The organism is Necropsobacter rosorum, assembly GCF_964241405.1.
GTDB lineage: Bacteria > Pseudomonadota > Gammaproteobacteria > Enterobacterales > Pasteurellaceae > Necropsobacter > Necropsobacter rosorum.
Window position 1 is genome coordinate 629,298 of sequence record NZ_CAXSXF010000001.1, and the last position, 17,029, is coordinate 646,326.

The 17,029-nt window shown below is 48.6% G+C and carries 11 protein-coding genes; 6 read left to right on the forward strand and 5 right to left on the reverse strand.

From position 1 onward, the window contains the following. Positions 1–150: 150 nt before the first annotated feature. From ACESOH_RS02965 to exuR, 4 genes are all read left to right on the forward strand, one after another. Positions 151–1,086, forward strand: coding sequence for a TRAP transporter substrate-binding protein (locus tag ACESOH_RS02965; protein ID WP_373099580.1), 936 nt, complete (start codon positions 151–153; stop codon positions 1,084–1,086). Positions 1,087–1,160: 74 nt separating this feature from the next. Next, complete coding sequence (locus ACESOH_RS02970; RefSeq protein WP_373099582.1) at positions 1,161–1,652, forward strand: TRAP transporter small permease; 492 nt, start codon at positions 1,161–1,163, stop codon at positions 1,650–1,652. After that, entirely contained in the window at positions 1,652–2,968 is a 1,317-nt protein-coding gene (locus ACESOH_RS02975; RefSeq protein WP_373099583.1) for a TRAP transporter large permease, read from the forward strand. Before ACESOH_RS02970 ends, ACESOH_RS02975 begins: the two co-directional genes overlap by 1 nt. Positions 2,969–3,091: 123 nt before the next feature. Then, complete coding sequence (exuR, locus tag ACESOH_RS02980) at positions 3,092–3,886, forward strand: transcriptional regulator ExuR (protein WP_373099585.1); 795 nt, start codon at positions 3,092–3,094, stop codon at positions 3,884–3,886. Positions 3,887–4,048: 162 nt separating this feature from the next. Here exuR and ACESOH_RS02985 read toward each other — a convergent pair whose 3' ends face one another. The 4 genes from ACESOH_RS02985 to glgP form a co-directional block, all read right to left on the reverse strand. Further along, positions 4,049–5,581, reverse strand: coding sequence for a pyridoxal phosphate-dependent decarboxylase family protein (locus ACESOH_RS02985; RefSeq protein ID WP_373099587.1), 1,533 nt, complete (start codon positions 5,579–5,581; stop codon positions 4,049–4,051). An 80-nt stretch (positions 5,582–5,661) separates the two neighbouring features. Beyond that, positions 5,662–7,026 (reverse strand): diaminobutyrate--2-oxoglutarate transaminase, encoded by a 1,365-nt coding sequence (locus ACESOH_RS02990; protein ID WP_373099589.1) that lies wholly within the window; start codon positions 7,024–7,026, stop codon positions 5,662–5,664. A 300-nt stretch (positions 7,027–7,326) separates the two neighbouring features. Then, positions 7,327–9,426, reverse strand: coding sequence for a 4-alpha-glucanotransferase (malQ, locus tag ACESOH_RS02995; protein ID WP_373099591.1), 2,100 nt, complete (start codon positions 9,424–9,426; stop codon positions 7,327–7,329). A 149-nt stretch (positions 9,427–9,575) separates the two neighbouring features. Next, positions 9,576–11,972: a glycogen/starch/alpha-glucan family phosphorylase gene (gene glgP / locus ACESOH_RS03000; protein WP_032093125.1), complete on the reverse strand. Its 2,397-nt coding sequence runs from the start codon at positions 11,970–11,972 to the stop codon at positions 9,576–9,578. Positions 11,973–12,142: 170 nt separating this feature from the next. On the opposite strand from glgP, the gene malT reads away from it, so the two are divergent. After that, the gene (gene malT / locus ACESOH_RS03005) at positions 12,143–14,839 is read left to right on the forward strand and encodes an HTH-type transcriptional regulator MalT (protein WP_373099593.1); all 2,697 of its coding nucleotides are present in this window, start codon (positions 12,143–12,145) and stop codon (positions 14,837–14,839) included. Between the two features lie 42 nt (positions 14,840–14,881). Beyond that, on the forward strand, positions 14,882–15,841 hold the full coding sequence (locus tag ACESOH_RS03010; RefSeq protein ID WP_032093127.1) for a hypothetical protein: 960 nt from the start codon (positions 14,882–14,884) through the stop codon (positions 15,839–15,841). A gap of 146 nt (positions 15,842–15,987) precedes the next feature. Here ACESOH_RS03010 and ACESOH_RS03015 read toward each other — a convergent pair whose 3' ends face one another. After that, positions 15,988–16,779, reverse strand: a complete 792-nt coding sequence (locus tag ACESOH_RS03015) for a YadA family autotransporter adhesin (protein WP_373099595.1) — start codon at positions 16,777–16,779, stop codon at positions 15,988–15,990. Positions 16,780–17,029 lie beyond the last annotated feature (250 nt).

Consider the following 17,029-nt stretch of genomic DNA (forward strand, 5'->3'; position numbering starts at 1 on the left):
AGCACTGAAAATCGCTTCGCATGGAATGACTGCCCCTAATTCAGGGGATATCAGCAAGAAGGCTATCAGACAACTTAACTTAATCCGGAGATTACCATGAAACTCAACAAACTACGCCTATCCAGTTTATGTGTTGTATTACCGCTTCTCATGACGTCAACCAATGTACTGGCAGCAAAAGTCACCTTAAAATTAGCGCATAACCTTGATCAGTCTCATGTGGTTCATCAGGCGTTAGCCGCAATGGCAAAAGAAGTGCAGGAAAAATCAAATGGCGATTTAAAGATCCGTATTTATCCGAGCGGTCAGATGGGAGGGCCGCGAGAAACAATAGAACTGATTCAAAATGATGCCTTGGATATGACAAAAGCCAGCGCCAGTGAAATGGAATCTTTCGTCAAAGAATTTTCGGTATTCAGCTGCCCGTATTTGTTTGATGACGAAGACCATTTTAAGAAAGTGTTATTCGGTGATATCGGTAAAGCGCTTGCCGATAAAACCCAAAACAGCGGTTTCAATATTATCGCTTCTTATGTGGCCGGCACCCGAAGTTTCTATGCCAAAAAACCCATCTACTCACCGGCGGATATGAAAGGATTGAAAATTCGTGTCGTTTCCACCCCGACGACCAATCGGATGATTGAATTGCTGGGCGGTTCGCCGGCACCGATTCCATTTGGTGAAGTATATACCGCATTGCAGCAAGGCGTCATTGACGGTGCAGAAAATAATATTCCATCTTATTATCAGACCCGACATGTCGAAGTGGCAAAATATTATGTGGAGGATCAGCACACCAGCGTGCCGGATTATCTGATTATTTCCAGCAAAGTCTGGGACAAATTAAATGATAACCAGAAAAAAATCTTACAAGACGCGGCTAAAAATTCCGAGACTTATCAACAGAAACTATGGGATGAAGAAACGGCCCGTTCCCGTGCCGAAGCGGAAAAAGTCGGTGCAACCTTTATTCAGGTAGATAAACAACCGTTCCGCGATGCGCTACAACCCCTCTATACCGAATTTGCCAAAAATCCGGCGCTGGCAAAATTTATCGATGCCATCAAAACACAAGGAAAACAATGATACGCGTTCCTCCTTACTTACATATCGGGTAAGGAGGAATGCAGTACGATTATTTAGTTATTTGGGGTGACTGAATGCAATTAGAGAAACTCAAGAAACCGGTCGATATATTCATTTCAACCTTTTCTATTATTGTCATGAGCCTTCTGGTAATTTGCGTGACATGGCAGGTTTTCAGCCGCTATGTTTTGCACATGCCAAGTACCGTGACTGATGAAATTGCCCGCTTCAGTATGATTTGGGTAGGCTTATTAGGTGCGGCTTATACCGTCGGATTACAAAGACATTTATCCATCGACTTATTCACGCATAATCTCGCGGGTCATAAAAAAGCGATCAGTAATATTTTTATTAATATCTGTATTTTCGCATTTTCACTTGGCGTTATGATATTTGGCGGATTTACTTTAGTCGCCAATGTTTATCATTCCGGACAGATCTCTCCGTCTATGCAGATTCCGATGGCTTATGTTTATATCGCACTACCGCTCAGCGGGATTTTAATGTTGTTTTATAGCATATTATTTCTGATAGATAATATTCTGGCGTTAAAGGAGAACAAATAATGGAATGGCTACTTAACTGGGAATGGTTTATTCCTTTGGTGATGTTTTCATCTTTCTTCATTCTGGTTTTTCTCGGCGTACCAATCTCGTTTTCCATTGGTATTGCGACTATTTTATCCGCTTCCTTTATGTTGCCGTTTAAAACGACCATGATCGTTTCGGGACAAAAGATTGCGACCGGTCTGGACAGCTTCTCATTACTCGCCATTCCGTTTTTTATTCTAGCCGGTTCGCTCATGAACAGCGGCGGTATCGCAACCCGTTTAATTAATTTTTCTCAGGTACTGGTCGGCCGTATCCCCGGTTCACTGGGTCATGTTAATGTCATGGCAAATATGATGTTCGGCTCGATTTCCGGTTCAGCCGTTGCCGCGGCGGCGGCCGTAGGCGGCACAATGGCACCGTTACAGAAAAAAGCCGGTTATGATCCGGCCTATTCGGCGGCGATTAATGTAACCTCCTGTATCAGCGGCCTGTTGATTCCACCGTCTAATGTCATGATAGTGTACGCTCTGACTGCGGGTGGAATTTCCGTTGCCACTCTCTTTATGGCCGGTTATATACCGGGGATCATGATGGGATTCGGTATCATGCTGGTCAACTATTTTATTGCCAAAAAACGCCATTATCCCGTATCTGACAAACCGACCCTGGCATTAGTGATCAAATACGCGCTGGATGCGATTCCAAGTTTATTAATGGTCGTTGTGGTTATCGGTGGGATTTTAGCCGGTATATTTACCGCCACGGAAGCCTCTGCGATTGCGGTCGTGTACACCTTCGTGTTATCGGTGATCATTTACCGTGAAATCAAGCTGTCACAATTACCCAAAATCATTCTGGATTCTGTGGTGACAACCGCAATCGTACTTTTCCTTATCGGCGTCTCCGTTGCAATGTCCTGGGCGATGACCAATGCGGATATCCCTTATATGGTGAATGAACTGCTCATCAGCGTTTCGGATAATTTGATTGTGATTTTACTGATCATCAATATCTTATTACTCACTATCGGCGTATTTATGGACATGACACCGGCGGTATTAATCTTTACCCCGATTTTTTTACCGATTGTAACCGAATTGGGCATGGATCCGGTACACTTCGGAATTATGATGATTTTCAATCTCTGTATCGGATTATGTACGCCACCGGTGGGCAGCGCATTATTTGTGGGCTGTTCCGTTTCCGGGGTAAAACTACAGAATTTAATTAAGCCGATGTTACCGTTTTTCGCCGTTTTGTTACTCACCTTATTACTGGTAACCTACCTGCCTCAACTATCATTATTCCTGCCTCAATTATTAGGTATATGATAGCTTTATAACGTTGTTGCTATCTTTACTAAAGATAGCAACAATTTGCGTACATGATTCTTACAATTCAAGCAAGCTGTGTTAGAATCTAACCACTCGCTATTTGACGGATATCAGATTTGTATGAAATTAACCGAGAATCAACGCCTTTATCAACAATTGGCCCAAGATCTTAAAGACAAAATTATTACCGGATTTTACAAAGTCGGCGAGAAGCTGCCTGCGGAACGCTTTATTTCCGAAGAAATGAACGTCAGTCGTACGGTAGTACGCGAAGCCATCATCATGCTGGAAGTGGAAGGCTTTGTTGAAGTAAAAAAAGGCTCCGGCATCCACGTCATTTCAGCCACCCCGAAAAACGCTTCCGAAGCCGATGAAAACAGAGGATTGGAATTCTCAAAATGCGGGCCGTTTGAGTTATTACAGGCCCGTCAACTGATCGAAAGTATCGTCGTTGAATTCGCCGCCACACAAGCCACCAAAGAAGATATTATCGACATCATGGAAATACAGAAAAACGCCCGTCAGGAAGATCATTTCCGTGATTCACAATGGGATTTGAAATTCCATACTAAAATCGCTCAGATTACCCGCAACAGTGCATTGATTACCATCGTACAGGAAATGTGGCGGCAGCGGGTGCTGAATCCTTACTGGCGTAAATTACACGAACATATCGATGCGCGTTCTATTGACAGCTGGTGCGATGAACATGATGAAATTTTACAGGCATTAATGGATAAAGATCCGCATGCCGCCAAAATGGCGATGTGGACGCATCTGGAAAACACAAAACGAATGCTGTTTAACGGCGCAAACGATGATTTTGAAATCAGCATCGATAAATACCGTTTTTCAGAAAACCCGGTTATCCACCTTGCAGATAGCATTTCATCCATGAACAAACCGGCGAAATAAAAACGGCCTTATAATCGACCGCACTTTATATACTGCCGATTATCCGTTATCAAGCAGCCGCAAGCCTCAGTTTGAATGGGAAAAGCGCCGGAAAAATCAAACCGCGCTTAACTATAATGACTTCACCTCAAAACGCAGGTGAAGTCATCATTTTAACAACACCTACCCCACAACCACCTTATATTCTCCACGCGCAATCGCCTCTTTAATTCGGTGTGCGGTGGATAATACCTGCGCCAGTAAGGCTTTAACGTGATCCAGCGTGGCAATCGGGCTTAGGGTGGTCATTTTCAGCGACTGAACCCCGCCGACTTTGGTGACGCCGATATTCGCTTCGCCGCGCGCAAACAGTTCGTCGGCAACGTGCTGATTCAGCGCATCCAGCAGCTCGGCCGGATAATCTTGCGGCACGACACGGAATAATACGGAAGCGAATTGCGGTTGAACCAGCAGTTCCAGTTCCGCCGTCGCCTCAATATATGCCGCGACCTCAGCAGTCAATTCAACTCCGTGATCAATCATCGAACCGTACAATTCCTCGCCTAGCGCTTCAACCGTCAACCAAAGTTTCAATGCGTCAAAACGGCGGGTAGTCTGTAGCGATTTAGAAACCAGATTCGGCACGCCGTGCTGTTCGTCATACTCCGAATTAAGATAATCCGCCTTATAATCAATAAAGCGATAATTAGCCGCCTCTTTTAATAAAAATGCGCCGCAGGAAATCGTTTGGAAAAACTGTTTATGGAAATCCAGCGTTACCGAATCCGCCTGCTCCAGTCCGTTCAACCGGTGGCGATACGTATTGGATAACAGCAACGCCCCGCCCCATGCGGCATCCACATGCAGCCAGCTATGATATTGATCCGCCAGCGCGCGAATTTCCGCTATCGGATCTATCGCACCGGCATCCGTGGTACCGGCGGTGGCAACGATACAGGCGATGACCTTTCCCTGCGCCGTCAAATCTGCCAATATCTGCGCTAACGCCTGCATATCCATTTGCGCATCGGCATTGCAGGGAACCGTCACCACCGACTGAAAGCCCATGCCCAGCATCGCCATATTTTTCTGCACGGAAAAATGAGCGTGCTCCGAACAAATCACTTTCACTTTCTGCAATGCAGCCGGCGGCATACCGTCTTGCTGCACGGACCATTCCTGTCCTGCGTCGTTTTGCCAATGGGCGGCGATACAGGCATCCCGCGCCAGCAGCAGCCCCATTAAATTCGACTGAGTGCCGCCGGAAGTGAATACTCCCGCCTCGCCCGCGCCGTAGCCCACCTTTTGCCGCAGCCATTCGATTAAACGCACTTCCATTAATGACCCCGCCGGGCTTTGATCCCAGGAGTCCATCGATTGATTGGAGGCATTAATCAACACTTCCGCAATCTGGCTGCTGACCATAGTCGGACAGTGCAAATGCGCCAGTGAATGCGGGTGATGCACTTTCAGACTGTTGTTTAAAAATAAATCGACCATCCGCCGTAATGACGCCTCAAGCCCAAGACCGGATGGCGTCGGGTTAAACCGGATCTGCGCACGAAGCTGTGCGATACTGCCGCCGGTGTACATTTTATCCGTTTTAAGCCAATTTACGACCGCACTTGTCGCCTCGGCCATCGCGGCCTGATAATCGGCGACGGATTGCGGATCATTGCACAGCAGCGCCCGTTGATGTCTGGCAAAATCGACCATATGATGTTCCTCAAGGTGAGATAAATACAACAAGAAACGGCACCGACGCGAACTTAGGGTCAAATGCCGTTACCATAACATTAACCGCGAACGGCTTTCAGTGCATCGGCAAGCGCCGCCCGGAAGCGATTGATCATCGTTTCGCATTCCGCCTGCGTGATAATCAGCGGACACAGAATCCGCACCACGTTACCGCCGCGCCCGCCGCGTTCCAGCAGCAATTTGTGGTTAAAACAGGCTTTCTGAATCGCCGCCGCCAGTTCGCCGTCCGCCGGATAGGCGCCGAGACGATCCGCCGCCTGCCGTTCATCCACAATTTCAATGCCGATCATCAAACCGCGACCGCGTACATTGCCGATACAAGGGAATTCCTGCGCCAGTGTTTGCAATGCGGTTTGCAAAAATTCACCGCGCTCACGGGCATTTTGCGCCAGATTCTGCTCACGCATGATTTTCAGCGAAACATAGCCGGTAGCCATCGCCAGCTGATTACCGCGGAAAGTACCGGTGTGACCGGCCGGCTGCCAGGCGTCGAATTCTTTTTTGATCGCCAGTACCGCCAGCGGCAGACTGCCGCCCACCGCCTTGGACATCACCACAATATCCGGTTCGATATCCGCATGTTCAAAGGCGAACATTTTACCCGAACGGCAAAAACCGGCCTGCACTTCGTCTAAAATCAGCACAATGCCGTGTTTGCGGGTTACTGCGCGGATTTTTTGCAGCCATTTTGTCGGTGCGACCACCACGCCGCCTTCCCCTTGAATGGCTTCCAAAATCACCGCCGCCGGCTTCACGACGCCGCTTTCCACATCCTCGATAAAATGCTCGAAATAATAGGTTAACGCCTCAACGCCCGCCTCACCGCCGATGCCGAGCGGGCAGCGGTATTCATGCGGATACGGCATAAACTGCACGCCCGCCATTAAATTCTGCACGGCGTTTTTCGCGCCCAGATTGCCGGTCATCGATAATGCACCGTGCGTCATACCGTGGTAGCCGCCGGAAAAGGCAATGACATTGCCGCGCCCGGTATAGGTTTTCGCCAGTTTGATTGCCGCTTCCGTACCGTCGGCGCCGGAAGGCCCGCAGAACTGAAGACGATAGGCATTTTGCGGGAAAAACGATAACAGTTCCTGCGTAAACGCGTCTTTTAACGGCGTGGTTAAATCCAGCGTATGCAACGGCAGACCGCTGCTTAACACGTCTTGAATCGCCTGAATGACCGCCGGGTGATTGTGTCCGAGCGCCAAGGTTCCTGCGCCGGCCAAACAGTCGAGATAGTCATTGCCTTCGACATCAGTGACCCAACAGCCTTGTGCCTTTGCAATGGCCAGCGGCAATTTGCGCGGATAACTGCGAACATTCGATTCCATCTCGTTCTGACGGGTTAAATAATATTCATTGGTCGCATGTTGGATGGGATTTACCGGAGTGATTGTCATGATTAAAACATACCTTCTCTATGAGGTTAAAAAAATAAGTCGGGTGCCTTGCGGGAAGCCTAAGCTTTCTTATTCTTGAAAATAAGATGCCATGGGGCATTTGACTCGCTACTTATTAAAAAAAGCGTTGCAGCTTTTTTACAGTTTCCAAAGCGGAAAGATAAGCCCTGTCGCGCGGCGTTTACCGTCGGCGCTAGGGCCGGCATATAGTACCGTTTTTTATTGGAAAGGAAAGCGGTTTTTATTGATGAGCCGAAATTTCGGTAAAAAAGGGGAACCGACCCGGTTCCCCGTTGACTATCAAGTAGCTGATGATGCGTTTTTGCGCACCGTATTGACCGCACTTAGCAAGGCTTGCACTTCAGGATCGGCAAAGATTTGCACCACATCCGCCGTTAAGCGCCGGCGCCAGTTGGCATATTGCGTGCTGGTGCCCGGAATATTGACCGGCTCGCTCATATCCAGCCAGTCTTCCGGCTGCAAGCCGAACAAGGCGCTGCTGACATTGGCCACATAGCGCTGTAACTGGTGATTAAACGTTTTACTGACCGCCGAAGACAGGGTCTCGTCAATACCGTCTTCAATCTCAATATGATTTTCTTTTAAGCGGCTGAGAATTTTCGCCTTGGCGTTAATCCGATCCTGCTGCAAAATTGCCAGCACTTTCGGATTCGGATACACGCCGAATCGTTGCCCCAGTTCAAAATCATAGCCGCGCCAGTAACCGTTAATGGTCGGCAGATCATGGGTGCTCAGCGTCGTCATCGCCTGATACGGATAATCCTGCAACGCACGGCTTTGTCCCTGCTGGTCGAATTCAAAGTAGAAAATTTTATAAGACAAAATTCCGGCATTTTTCAGTTTACTGACGATTTCTTTCGGCACCGTTCCCAAATCTTCGCCGATAATCAGGCTCTGATGGCGCTGACTTTCCAGAGCCAGAATGGCAATCAAATCATCCACCGGATAGCGCACATAAGCGCCGTTTACCGCACTGTCGCCCTTCGGAATCCACCACAGCCGCAGCAGCGACATAATATGGTCGATACGCAACGCGCCGCAATGTTTCATATTGGCGCGAACCAGATCAATAAACGGTTGATACGCCTGCTGTTTTAATACATGCGGGTTCATCGGCGCCAATCCCCAGTTTTGTCCCTGCGGGCCGAGAATATCCGGCGGTGCGCCGACGGAAGCCTCCAGACAGTAAAGATCTTTATCGCACCAGGTTTCCGCTCCGCTGCCGGTCACGCCGACCGCCAGATCACGATACATGCCGACGGTCATGTGATTGGCGCGGCAGATTTCGTGACATTCGGCCAGCTGCTGATCGGCACAGAATTGCAGCCAGGCATAGAAAAGCACTTCATTGGCGTATTTCTGGCGGAATTTCTGCACCGCCTCGGAATGGTAATCCTGATATTCCGGCGCCCAGAAATCCCAGCCCCATTGTTCACTGAAATGATTGCTCAGATACTGATGCAGCGCATCGAATGTCGCCTGCACCTGTAAACTTTCGCCGCCCTGCTGCACAAATCGGGCGAACGCCTGCTGACGAAGTGCGGTCGGATTTTGCTGAAAATAATCAAACGCCAGCGCCAGTCCCTGCAATTTTAACTGCATCACCTGCGGATAATTTATCCACGAATCCGACCGCACTTCGGCTAATTTTTGCTGCACTTCCACACTGTTAAACCATTGCTGCGCAATGTCGCTGTGTTGAAATTCCGGCAGCTGATTAATGTCAATGTAAATAATATTCAGCCATTTGCGGGAAGACGGACTGTACGGGCTGGCGGCATCCGGATTGGCGGGAAACAGCGCATGAATCGGGTTTAAGCCGACAAAATCCGCCTGATAAGGCTGCATATTGCGTAAAAACGCTTTCAAATCGCCAAAATCGCCGATCCCCCAGTTTTGTTCGGATTTCAGCGTATAAAGCTGTAGAAACGATCCCCACAGTTTTTTGCCCTGCGCCAGTTCGGCGGGCTGATAACAGCGAGTCGGCGCAATAATGATCCGGCATTCGAACCGTTTATTGCGGATTTTCAGCACCAGATTATGATAACCCAGCGGCAAATCGCGCGGTAAATCAATACCGTTGCGTTTGATTTTACCGTCGATAACCTGCGATGCGTCTTCCAGCTGTAGCTGCCAGCTGCCGCGTAACGGATGTTTTTTATCGGCGTGCTTAAGCGGCAAAAAGTGCGGTCGGTTTTGATAAAAGATTTTCACTTCCGGTAATGGCGTAGTGCGCGCCGAAAGGTTGCCGTGAAAGGTGTTAAGTAAGCGTTGTTTGATCTGATGCGGCGCTCGTTTCTTTAACCCGCGCTCATCGAAGAAATACGGCATAATGCCCGCCTGATCGAATTTTTTTTGTTGTTTTGCCGCAATACTCATTGCCAACTCCTTAATTAAACGGCTCTTTTCATAAGCTCTGAAAAGAAAATCGGTTAGGTTTTATTATCTGAAAAGCTCCCTCCGCAAGGGAGGGAGAAAACGACTAGAGAATATACATCGTTATAATTTATCGGGTTAATCGCAACACCTTATTTTTTCAGCCAGATGCGCGCTTGATAATCACGGATCGAGCGATCGGAACTGAACATGCCCAAACGCGCGGTATTTAAGATCGCGCTGCGCAACCAAGCGTCCTGATCCAAATAAGCCTGTCCGATGCGTTGCTGCGCGTTGCGGTAGCTGTCGAAATCGGCAAAGACCAAGAACGGATCGCGCTCCAGCAGGCTTTCCAGCATCAGATTAAAGGTGGTTTTATCACCGTTTGAGGCTTTGCCTTTAGCCAGGAAATCCACCGCACTTTTCAGCACCGGATCTTTTTTGTAGTAATCTTTCGATTTATACCCTTTGGCCAGCAATTCGCGCACGCTTTCCACCGTATGACCGAACAGGAAGATGTTTTCCTCGCCCACCATATCGGCGATTTCCACATTGGCGCCGTCCAGTGTACCCAGTGTCAGCGCACCGTTTAACGCCAGTTTCATATTACCGGTACCGGAAGCTTCTTTGCCGGCCATGGAAATCTGTTCGGACACATCCGCCGCCGGAATGATTTTCTCCGCCAGAGACACGCGATAATCCGGCAGGAACGCCACCTGTAGTTTATCGTTCACCTGTTTATCATGGTTAATAATGTCGGCGACATTATTGATCGCATGAATAATGTTTTTCGCCAGATAATAACCCGGCGCCGCTTTACCGGCAAACACAAACAAACGCGGTGTGTAATCCTGATTCGGATTATCTTTCAGCGATTGATATGTGGCGATAATATTTAACAGATTTAAATGCTGACGTTTATATTCGTGGAAACGTTTAATCTGAATGTCGAATATCGCATCAGGATTCACCGCAAAGCCCAGACTGCGTTCAATTTCATCCGCCAGCACGGATTTATTCACCTGTTTAATGCGGCGGTATTCTTCACGGAAGCCGGCATCGTCCACATAATCTTCCACACCGCGCAACAATTCCAGATCTTTGGTCCAGTCGGCTTTTAACGTGCGGTCCAATAAATCGCTTAATTGCGGATTGGCCTGACGGATCCAGCGACGCGGCGTAATACCGTTGGTGACGTTGCAGAATTTGGTCGGGAACAGTTTGTTATATTCCGGGAACAAATCCGTGACCAGTAAATCGGAGTGAATCTGCGCCACGCCGTTGACCGCAAAGCAGGTCACTACGCACAGATTTGCCATGCGCACGCGGTAATCGAACAGAATCGCCAGTTTTTCCCATACTTTGTTGTCGTCACCGAATTCGGCGATCACGCGCTCGTGGAAAATGGCGTTAATTTTTTCCACAATCTGATAATGGCGCGGCAGCAACTGTTTAAACAAACGCTGATCCCATTGTTCCAGCGCTTCCGGCAACAGGGTGTGGTTGGTATAGGCAAAAGTATTGGCACAAATCGACCAGGCTTCATCCCAGGTCAGTTCGTATTTATCCAGCAACAGGCGCATTAATTCCGGAATCGCCAGCGTCGGATGGGTATCGTTGAGCTGAATCACCTGACGGGTGGCAAAATCGGATAATTCGTATCCTTCGGCGAAATGCCGTTCCAGAATGTCCGCCACGGAGCAGGCGCAGTGGAAATATTGCTGCATTAAGCGCAGTTTTTGCCCGGCTTTATGATTATCATTCGGATACAGCACCTGAGTAAGTGCGGTCGCATTAACAATCGTTTTATCGGCAGTTAAGAATTTGCCGTCGTTGAATTTCGCTAAATCAAAGGATTGATCGCTGTCCGCCTGCCATAAACGCAGGGGCTGGATAATATCGTTCTGATAACCGACGATCGGTAAATCAAACGCTTTGCCCTGAATGCTCAGCGCCGGTGTCCATTCGTATTTATCCCCTTGCAGCCGTTTGATTTTACCGCCGAAATGCACAAGCTGCGTTTTGGCAACGTTATAACTGTGCCATGGGTAATGATCCCGATCCCAGGTATCGGCGCTCTCTTTTTGTTCGCCCTGTTCAAAGGATTGTTTGAATAAACCGTATTGATAATGTAAGCCGTAGCCCGTTGCATTCTGCCCCAATGCCGCCATAGAATCCAGGAAGCAGGCCGCCAGACGACCTAAACCGCCGTTCCCTAAGGCCGGGTCACGTTCCTGTTCCAACACATCCACCAGCTCCACATGAAACTGCGCCAGATAATTTTTAATCGGTTCATAGCAGCCTAAATTCATCAGGTTGTTGCCGGTTAAACGGCCGATCAGAAATTCCATGGAAAGATAATTGACATGGCGTTCTTCCGTGCCTTTTACCGCCGGTTTGGCATACACAATATCCAGCGCGCTTTGGGCGACGATCTGGTACCATTGCTGTAAAGAGAGTTGTTCCGGCGATTCTACATCGAAATAACGACAGAATTTTCGCACGCTGCTATCAAACAACGCCATATCGTTAAGATTGAACTGAGACATAAGCACTCCTTTTGGAAATTGATGAATATGAAAATTTCTGTGCCTTATTATGAGTAATTGCGGAAAAACAAAATCCTCCCTGTTATAATCTTGTGAGTATGATAAACAGGAAGTAATTTAAATTCTAAGGGAGGAGTTCCTCCTACTTAAATAAAAAGGATTAATACGGTATGCTGATTCCGTCCAAATTAATTTGCTCTTATCGGCTGCAAAACAGCGTCGAACGCACGAATTTATTACAATTGCTTGATAAGGCTAAAAATTACCCGCTGGTGTTAATCAACGGTCCGGCGGGTTATGGCAAAACCACGCTGATCTCACAATGGTGCGCCAACAAGAAAAATATCGGCTGGTATTCGCTGGATGAAAGCGATAATCAAACGGAACGCTTCGCCACCTATTTTTGTGCGGCATTATATCACGCCATTAATCAGGCGCTGCCGGATGAAGATAATATCGCCCGCCAATCCAATCTGTCCTCGCTGCTCAGTCAGCAATTGGTCAACATTTCCACCATTAATGAGCATTTTTATCTGATTATTGATGATTATCATTTAATCCATAATGATGAAATTCATGAGGCGCTGAAATACTGGATCCGTCACCAGCCGCCAGCGATGACGCTGATTTTGATTTCTCGTTCCGTGCCGCCGCTCGGTGTTGCCGGGCTACGCGTGCAGGAGCAGCTGCTGGAAATTGATGCCCACCAGCTTTCATTTAATCATCAGGAAAGTATTGAATTTTTCCAGTCAAGAGTGGAAAAGCAATTAACCGAGCAGGAAATCACCGCACTTTGTGATGAAGTGGAAGGCTGGCCGACCGCCCTGCAGCTGATCAGCCTGTCGGCCAAACAGCAGAAAAAACCGCTGCAGGACGCCGCCAAACGGCTGTCCAAATTAAATAATTTTCATATTAATGATTATTTAAGCGATGAAGTGCTAAACCGGGTGGATCCGCAAACCCGGCGCTTTATTCTGCAATGTTCCATTCTGCGTTCCATGAACGAAACGCTGGTGCAGGAAGTGACCGGTTTAAGCAACAGCCGGGCCAAACTGGAAGCGCTGGAAAAACAGGGGTTGTTTTTGCAGCAAATGGATTCGGATGATAACTGGTGGCGCTTTCACCCGCTGTTCGCCTCTTTTCTGAGCCATTGCTGCCAGACGGAATTAAGCGCCGAGCTGCAACAGCTGCACCAGCGCGCCGCCCACGCATGGTTGCAGCTGGGTTATGTGACCGAAGCCCTTTATCACGCAACGCAACTTGATGATCATCAAGTGTTATTGGATATTCTATCCAATAACGGCTGGAATTTATTTCATCAGGGCGAATTAAAATTACTGGAAGAAAGCCTGTCGCATCTTGACGATCACAGTTTTGCCCGCTTTCCGAACCTGATTTTGCTGAAAGCCTGGCTTGCGCAAAGTCAGCACCGCCATACGGAAGTGGGCGGTATTTTCGCCCATTTCGATCAAGTGCTGGCACAAAACAATATTCGCCTCAGCAGTGCGGATCAGGCGGAATTTGACGTTTTGCGCGCCCAGGTGGCGATTAATCAGGGAGATGAAAACAGCGCCCTGTCGCTGGCTTCCAAAGCCTTGAACGATTTGCCGGATAACGCGTATTACGCGCATATTGTGGCAACCTCCATTATCGGTGAAGCGCACCATGTGCAGGGCAATTTTACCGAAGCGCTGACCATGCTGCAAAAAGCAGAAAAAATGGCGCGCCGGTATCACACCTCACACAATATTTTATGGACACTGCTGCAACAGTCGGAAATTCTGATCGCACAGGGTTTTCTGCAAGCCGGTTACGATATGCTGGATAAAGCCACTCTGTTCGTAAAAGAAAACCATCTGCAGAAAGTGCCGATGTATGAATTTTTACTGCGCCTAAAAGGGCAGATTTTATGGGACTGGTATAATCTGGACAAAGCGGAAGCCATGGCCAATGCCGGCATTGCAGTGCTGAATAAGGATGAAGACCGCCTGCAGTGTCTGGCGCTGTTGTGTAAAATCTCTATTGTCCGCGGCGATCTGGATAACGCCTCACGCCTGTTAAAACAGATTACCCAGCTGCAAAACGCACACCATTACCATTCCGACTGGAACGCCAACGCCGATCAGGTTAAAATCGTGCTATGGCAAATGACCGAGGATCTGGACGCGGCGCAGGCCTGGCTGATACAAAACCAGCGCCCGACCACGGACAAGAACCATTTCAGTCAGGTGCAATGGCGCAATATCGCCCGCGCGCAAATCCTGTTAGGGCAATATACGCAGGCAGAAGACATTCTCAACCGCCTAATCAGTACTGCAGAAAAACTTAAACTGGTCAGCGACTTAAACCGCGCATTAATTCTACGCAACCGTCTGTATTTTATGCAGGGCGACAAAGCGGCGGCGCAGCAGGATTTAGTCACCGCCTTACATTTAGGGCGTCAGACCAATTTTATCAGTGTTTTTGTGATAGAAGGCGAAAGCATGGCGCAGCAAATCCGGCAATTACTGCAAAGCAATCTGCTGGATGAACTGGCGCAGCATAAAGCGCAGTTTATTCTGCGTAACATTAACCAGTATTACCGCCACAAATTCGCCCATTTCGACGAACAGTTCGTGGCCAAATTACTGGAAAATCCGAAAGTGCCGGAATTACTGAAAATCAGTCCGCTGACCCAACGGGAATGGCAGGTGCTGGGGTTGATTTATTCCGGTTACAGTAATGAACAAATTTCTGACGAATTGCAGGTCGCCACGACGACGATCAAAACCCATATTCGGAACTTATATCAGAAAATCGGCGTGGCGAACCGTAATGAAGCAATTAGTTACACACGGGATCTGCTCAAACTGATGGGGTACAGCTAGCTAATAAAACCAATATCATCCAAAAAAAGAGGAAAACACCGCATGAAAGCATCCTATTTATTAACGACATCCATTTTTGTCAGCCTGATACCGCAGGCGCTGCACGCCGAAGAACAGGAAAACACTTGGGTTGACGAACAGCATACCAGCGTAAAAACCACCCTCGGCAGCTGGGCCAACACCATTGACGGCTGGATAGGCGATCCCGACCCGGATCATCCCGCCAGCGCCAGTTTGCGTGTAATGCTGGACAGCCAATGGAACCGTTATGATCATTTTTCCATCAAACCGCGGGTGCGCGGTAAAATCCGTTTACCGACCTTAAAAAAACACCTCAGCTTAGTATTCGGGGATGAAGATCTGGAAAATCAGGCCGCCGATAAAAACCATGTCGGCAATGTCTATAATAAACCGCTGAAAAACAACAAACATTACGACCGCAGTCAGGCGCGCAACGACAACGCTTCGGTCGGTTTGCGCTGGTCGGACAGCATTAAACAATTAGGCATCGATACCGACTTGGATCTCGGCGTGCGTTCCGGTGCCGATGTTTATATCCGCTTTAAAGCCAACAAAGAATGGCAGATTAACGATCAACTTTCCACCCGGCTGGAACAGATTTACCGCTACGGCAGCAACAGTAAACATTATGCCCGCACCAATTTTGAAACCAAATATCAGGATTCAGACAACACCTTTATCGGCAACAGTTTATATCTGCAATATGAACATGATATTGATGAAGACATTTCATGGGGCAACAGCATTTACCGCCAGCACGACTTCGCCAATCATAAACGGCTGAATTACGGCATCTTTGTCGGCGGTGATCTGGACGACAAAAAATTCGACATTAATCAATACGGCCCGTTTATCAGTTGGCGTCAGCCGATCTGGCGCAGCTGGTTATTTATTCAGCCTGAACTGAATTATTACAATGACCGAAATCAGGATCGCAGTCACCACCTCGGCGCCTTTTTGCGTCTGGAAGCAATTTTCTGATCTCGGATTCCGCCTGCAAAAAGTGCGGTGGAAAAACCGCATCAATTTCCACCGCACTTTTACCCGATATTTCCGGTCTCACTGCACACCGTGATAAAAAACCGCCGCGATACTTGGCGGTTTTAATATAACGAAAGCACTTAACCTTACCACTGATAGCCGATGCTGCCGCCCCAGTTCACATCATTACGGGAGTTAATGCCGGCGCCGACTTTAATCGAAATCTTATTATTATAAGAATTTCTCGCATAACCGACGGCAACCGCCGACTCACCCCGATACGACCCGACGCCCACAGAAACAATACTGCGACCCGGTCCATTAGGGCGCTGCAGGAAACCGATTGCCGTAGCCCCGGCGATACCGGCGCGTAAATCCTTATCGACCTTATCCACATGCTCGCTCAATTTCACCACCGCATGATTGGTTTTATTAATCACGCCGGACAGCTGATCCAACTGAGATTTATTCACCGCATCCGTGGCATTGACACCGTTTGCCACATGAGTGATCCGACGCTCATTGCCAGCACTTCCCACCGAAACCGTATTCGCTTCGCTTGCCACGGAATCGGCGCCAAGCGCAACGGAATTACGCCCGGTTGCTTTCGCGCCCCGCCCGATTGCCGTACTGCTTTGCCCGCCGGCTTGTGCATTCTGCCCGACCGCCGTAGTATTTTCCGCCGTACTCTGTGCTTTATTACCGAAAGCCGAGGCATTCGCCGCCGACGCCTTAGCATCAACACCATAACGCGTCGTTGAATCATCACCGTCATCTTCCCCAAAAACTTTCTCAACCATCGCCTCGGCTCTATCGGCAGAAGACGCCGCCGCAGTCGCAGAACTTGCTGCAGCTATCGCAGAGTTATCTGCCTCCGTCGCCGAATTTGCGGCGGAGGTTGCAGATTTACCCGCTTCGGTAGCGGAACTTGCCGCCACGGTTGCAGAATTATCTGCTTTCGTCGCTGAACTTGCGGCAGCTGTTGCGGAATTATCCGCTTTCGTCGCAGAACTTGCCGCTGCTGTTGCAGAGTTATCCGCTTCCGTAGCTGAACTCGCAGCGGAGGTTGCGGACTTACCCGCTTCCGTTGCTGAACTCGCCGCAGCTGTTGCAGAATTAGCTGATTCAATCGCTGAATTAGCAGCAGCTGTTGCAGAACTATCCGCTTTTGTTGCAGAACTTGCCGCA

Bases quoted from the DNA above. Each gene is read 5' to 3' on its own strand.
- ACESOH_RS02965 (WP_373099580.1), top strand. From the start codon at position 151: ATGACGTCAACCAATGTACTGGCAGCAAAAGTCACCTTAAAATTAGCG.
- ACESOH_RS02970 (WP_373099582.1), top strand. From the start codon at position 1,161: ATGCAATTAGAGAAACTCAAGAAACCGGTCGATATATTCATTTCAACC.
- ACESOH_RS02975 (WP_373099583.1), top strand. From the start codon at position 1,652: ATGGAATGGCTACTTAACTGGGAATGGTTTATTCCTTTGGTGATGTTT.
- exuR (WP_373099585.1), top strand. From the start codon at position 3,092: ATGAAATTAACCGAGAATCAACGCCTTTATCAACAATTGGCCCAAGAT.
- ACESOH_RS02985 (WP_373099587.1), bottom strand. From the start codon at position 5,581: ATGGTCGATTTTGCCAGACATCAACGGGCGCTGCTGTGCAATGATCCG.
- ACESOH_RS02990 (WP_373099589.1), bottom strand. From the start codon at position 7,026: ATGACAATCACTCCGGTAAATCCCATCCAACATGCGACCAATGAATAT.
- malQ (WP_373099591.1), bottom strand. From the start codon at position 9,426: ATGAGTATTGCGGCAAAACAACAAAAAAAATTCGATCAGGCGGGCATT.
- glgP (WP_032093125.1), bottom strand. From the start codon at position 11,972: ATGTCTCAGTTCAATCTTAACGATATGGCGTTGTTTGATAGCAGCGTG.
- malT (WP_373099593.1), top strand. From the start codon at position 12,143: ATGCTGATTCCGTCCAAATTAATTTGCTCTTATCGGCTGCAAAACAGC.
- ACESOH_RS03010 (WP_032093127.1), top strand. From the start codon at position 14,882: ATGAAAGCATCCTATTTATTAACGACATCCATTTTTGTCAGCCTGATA.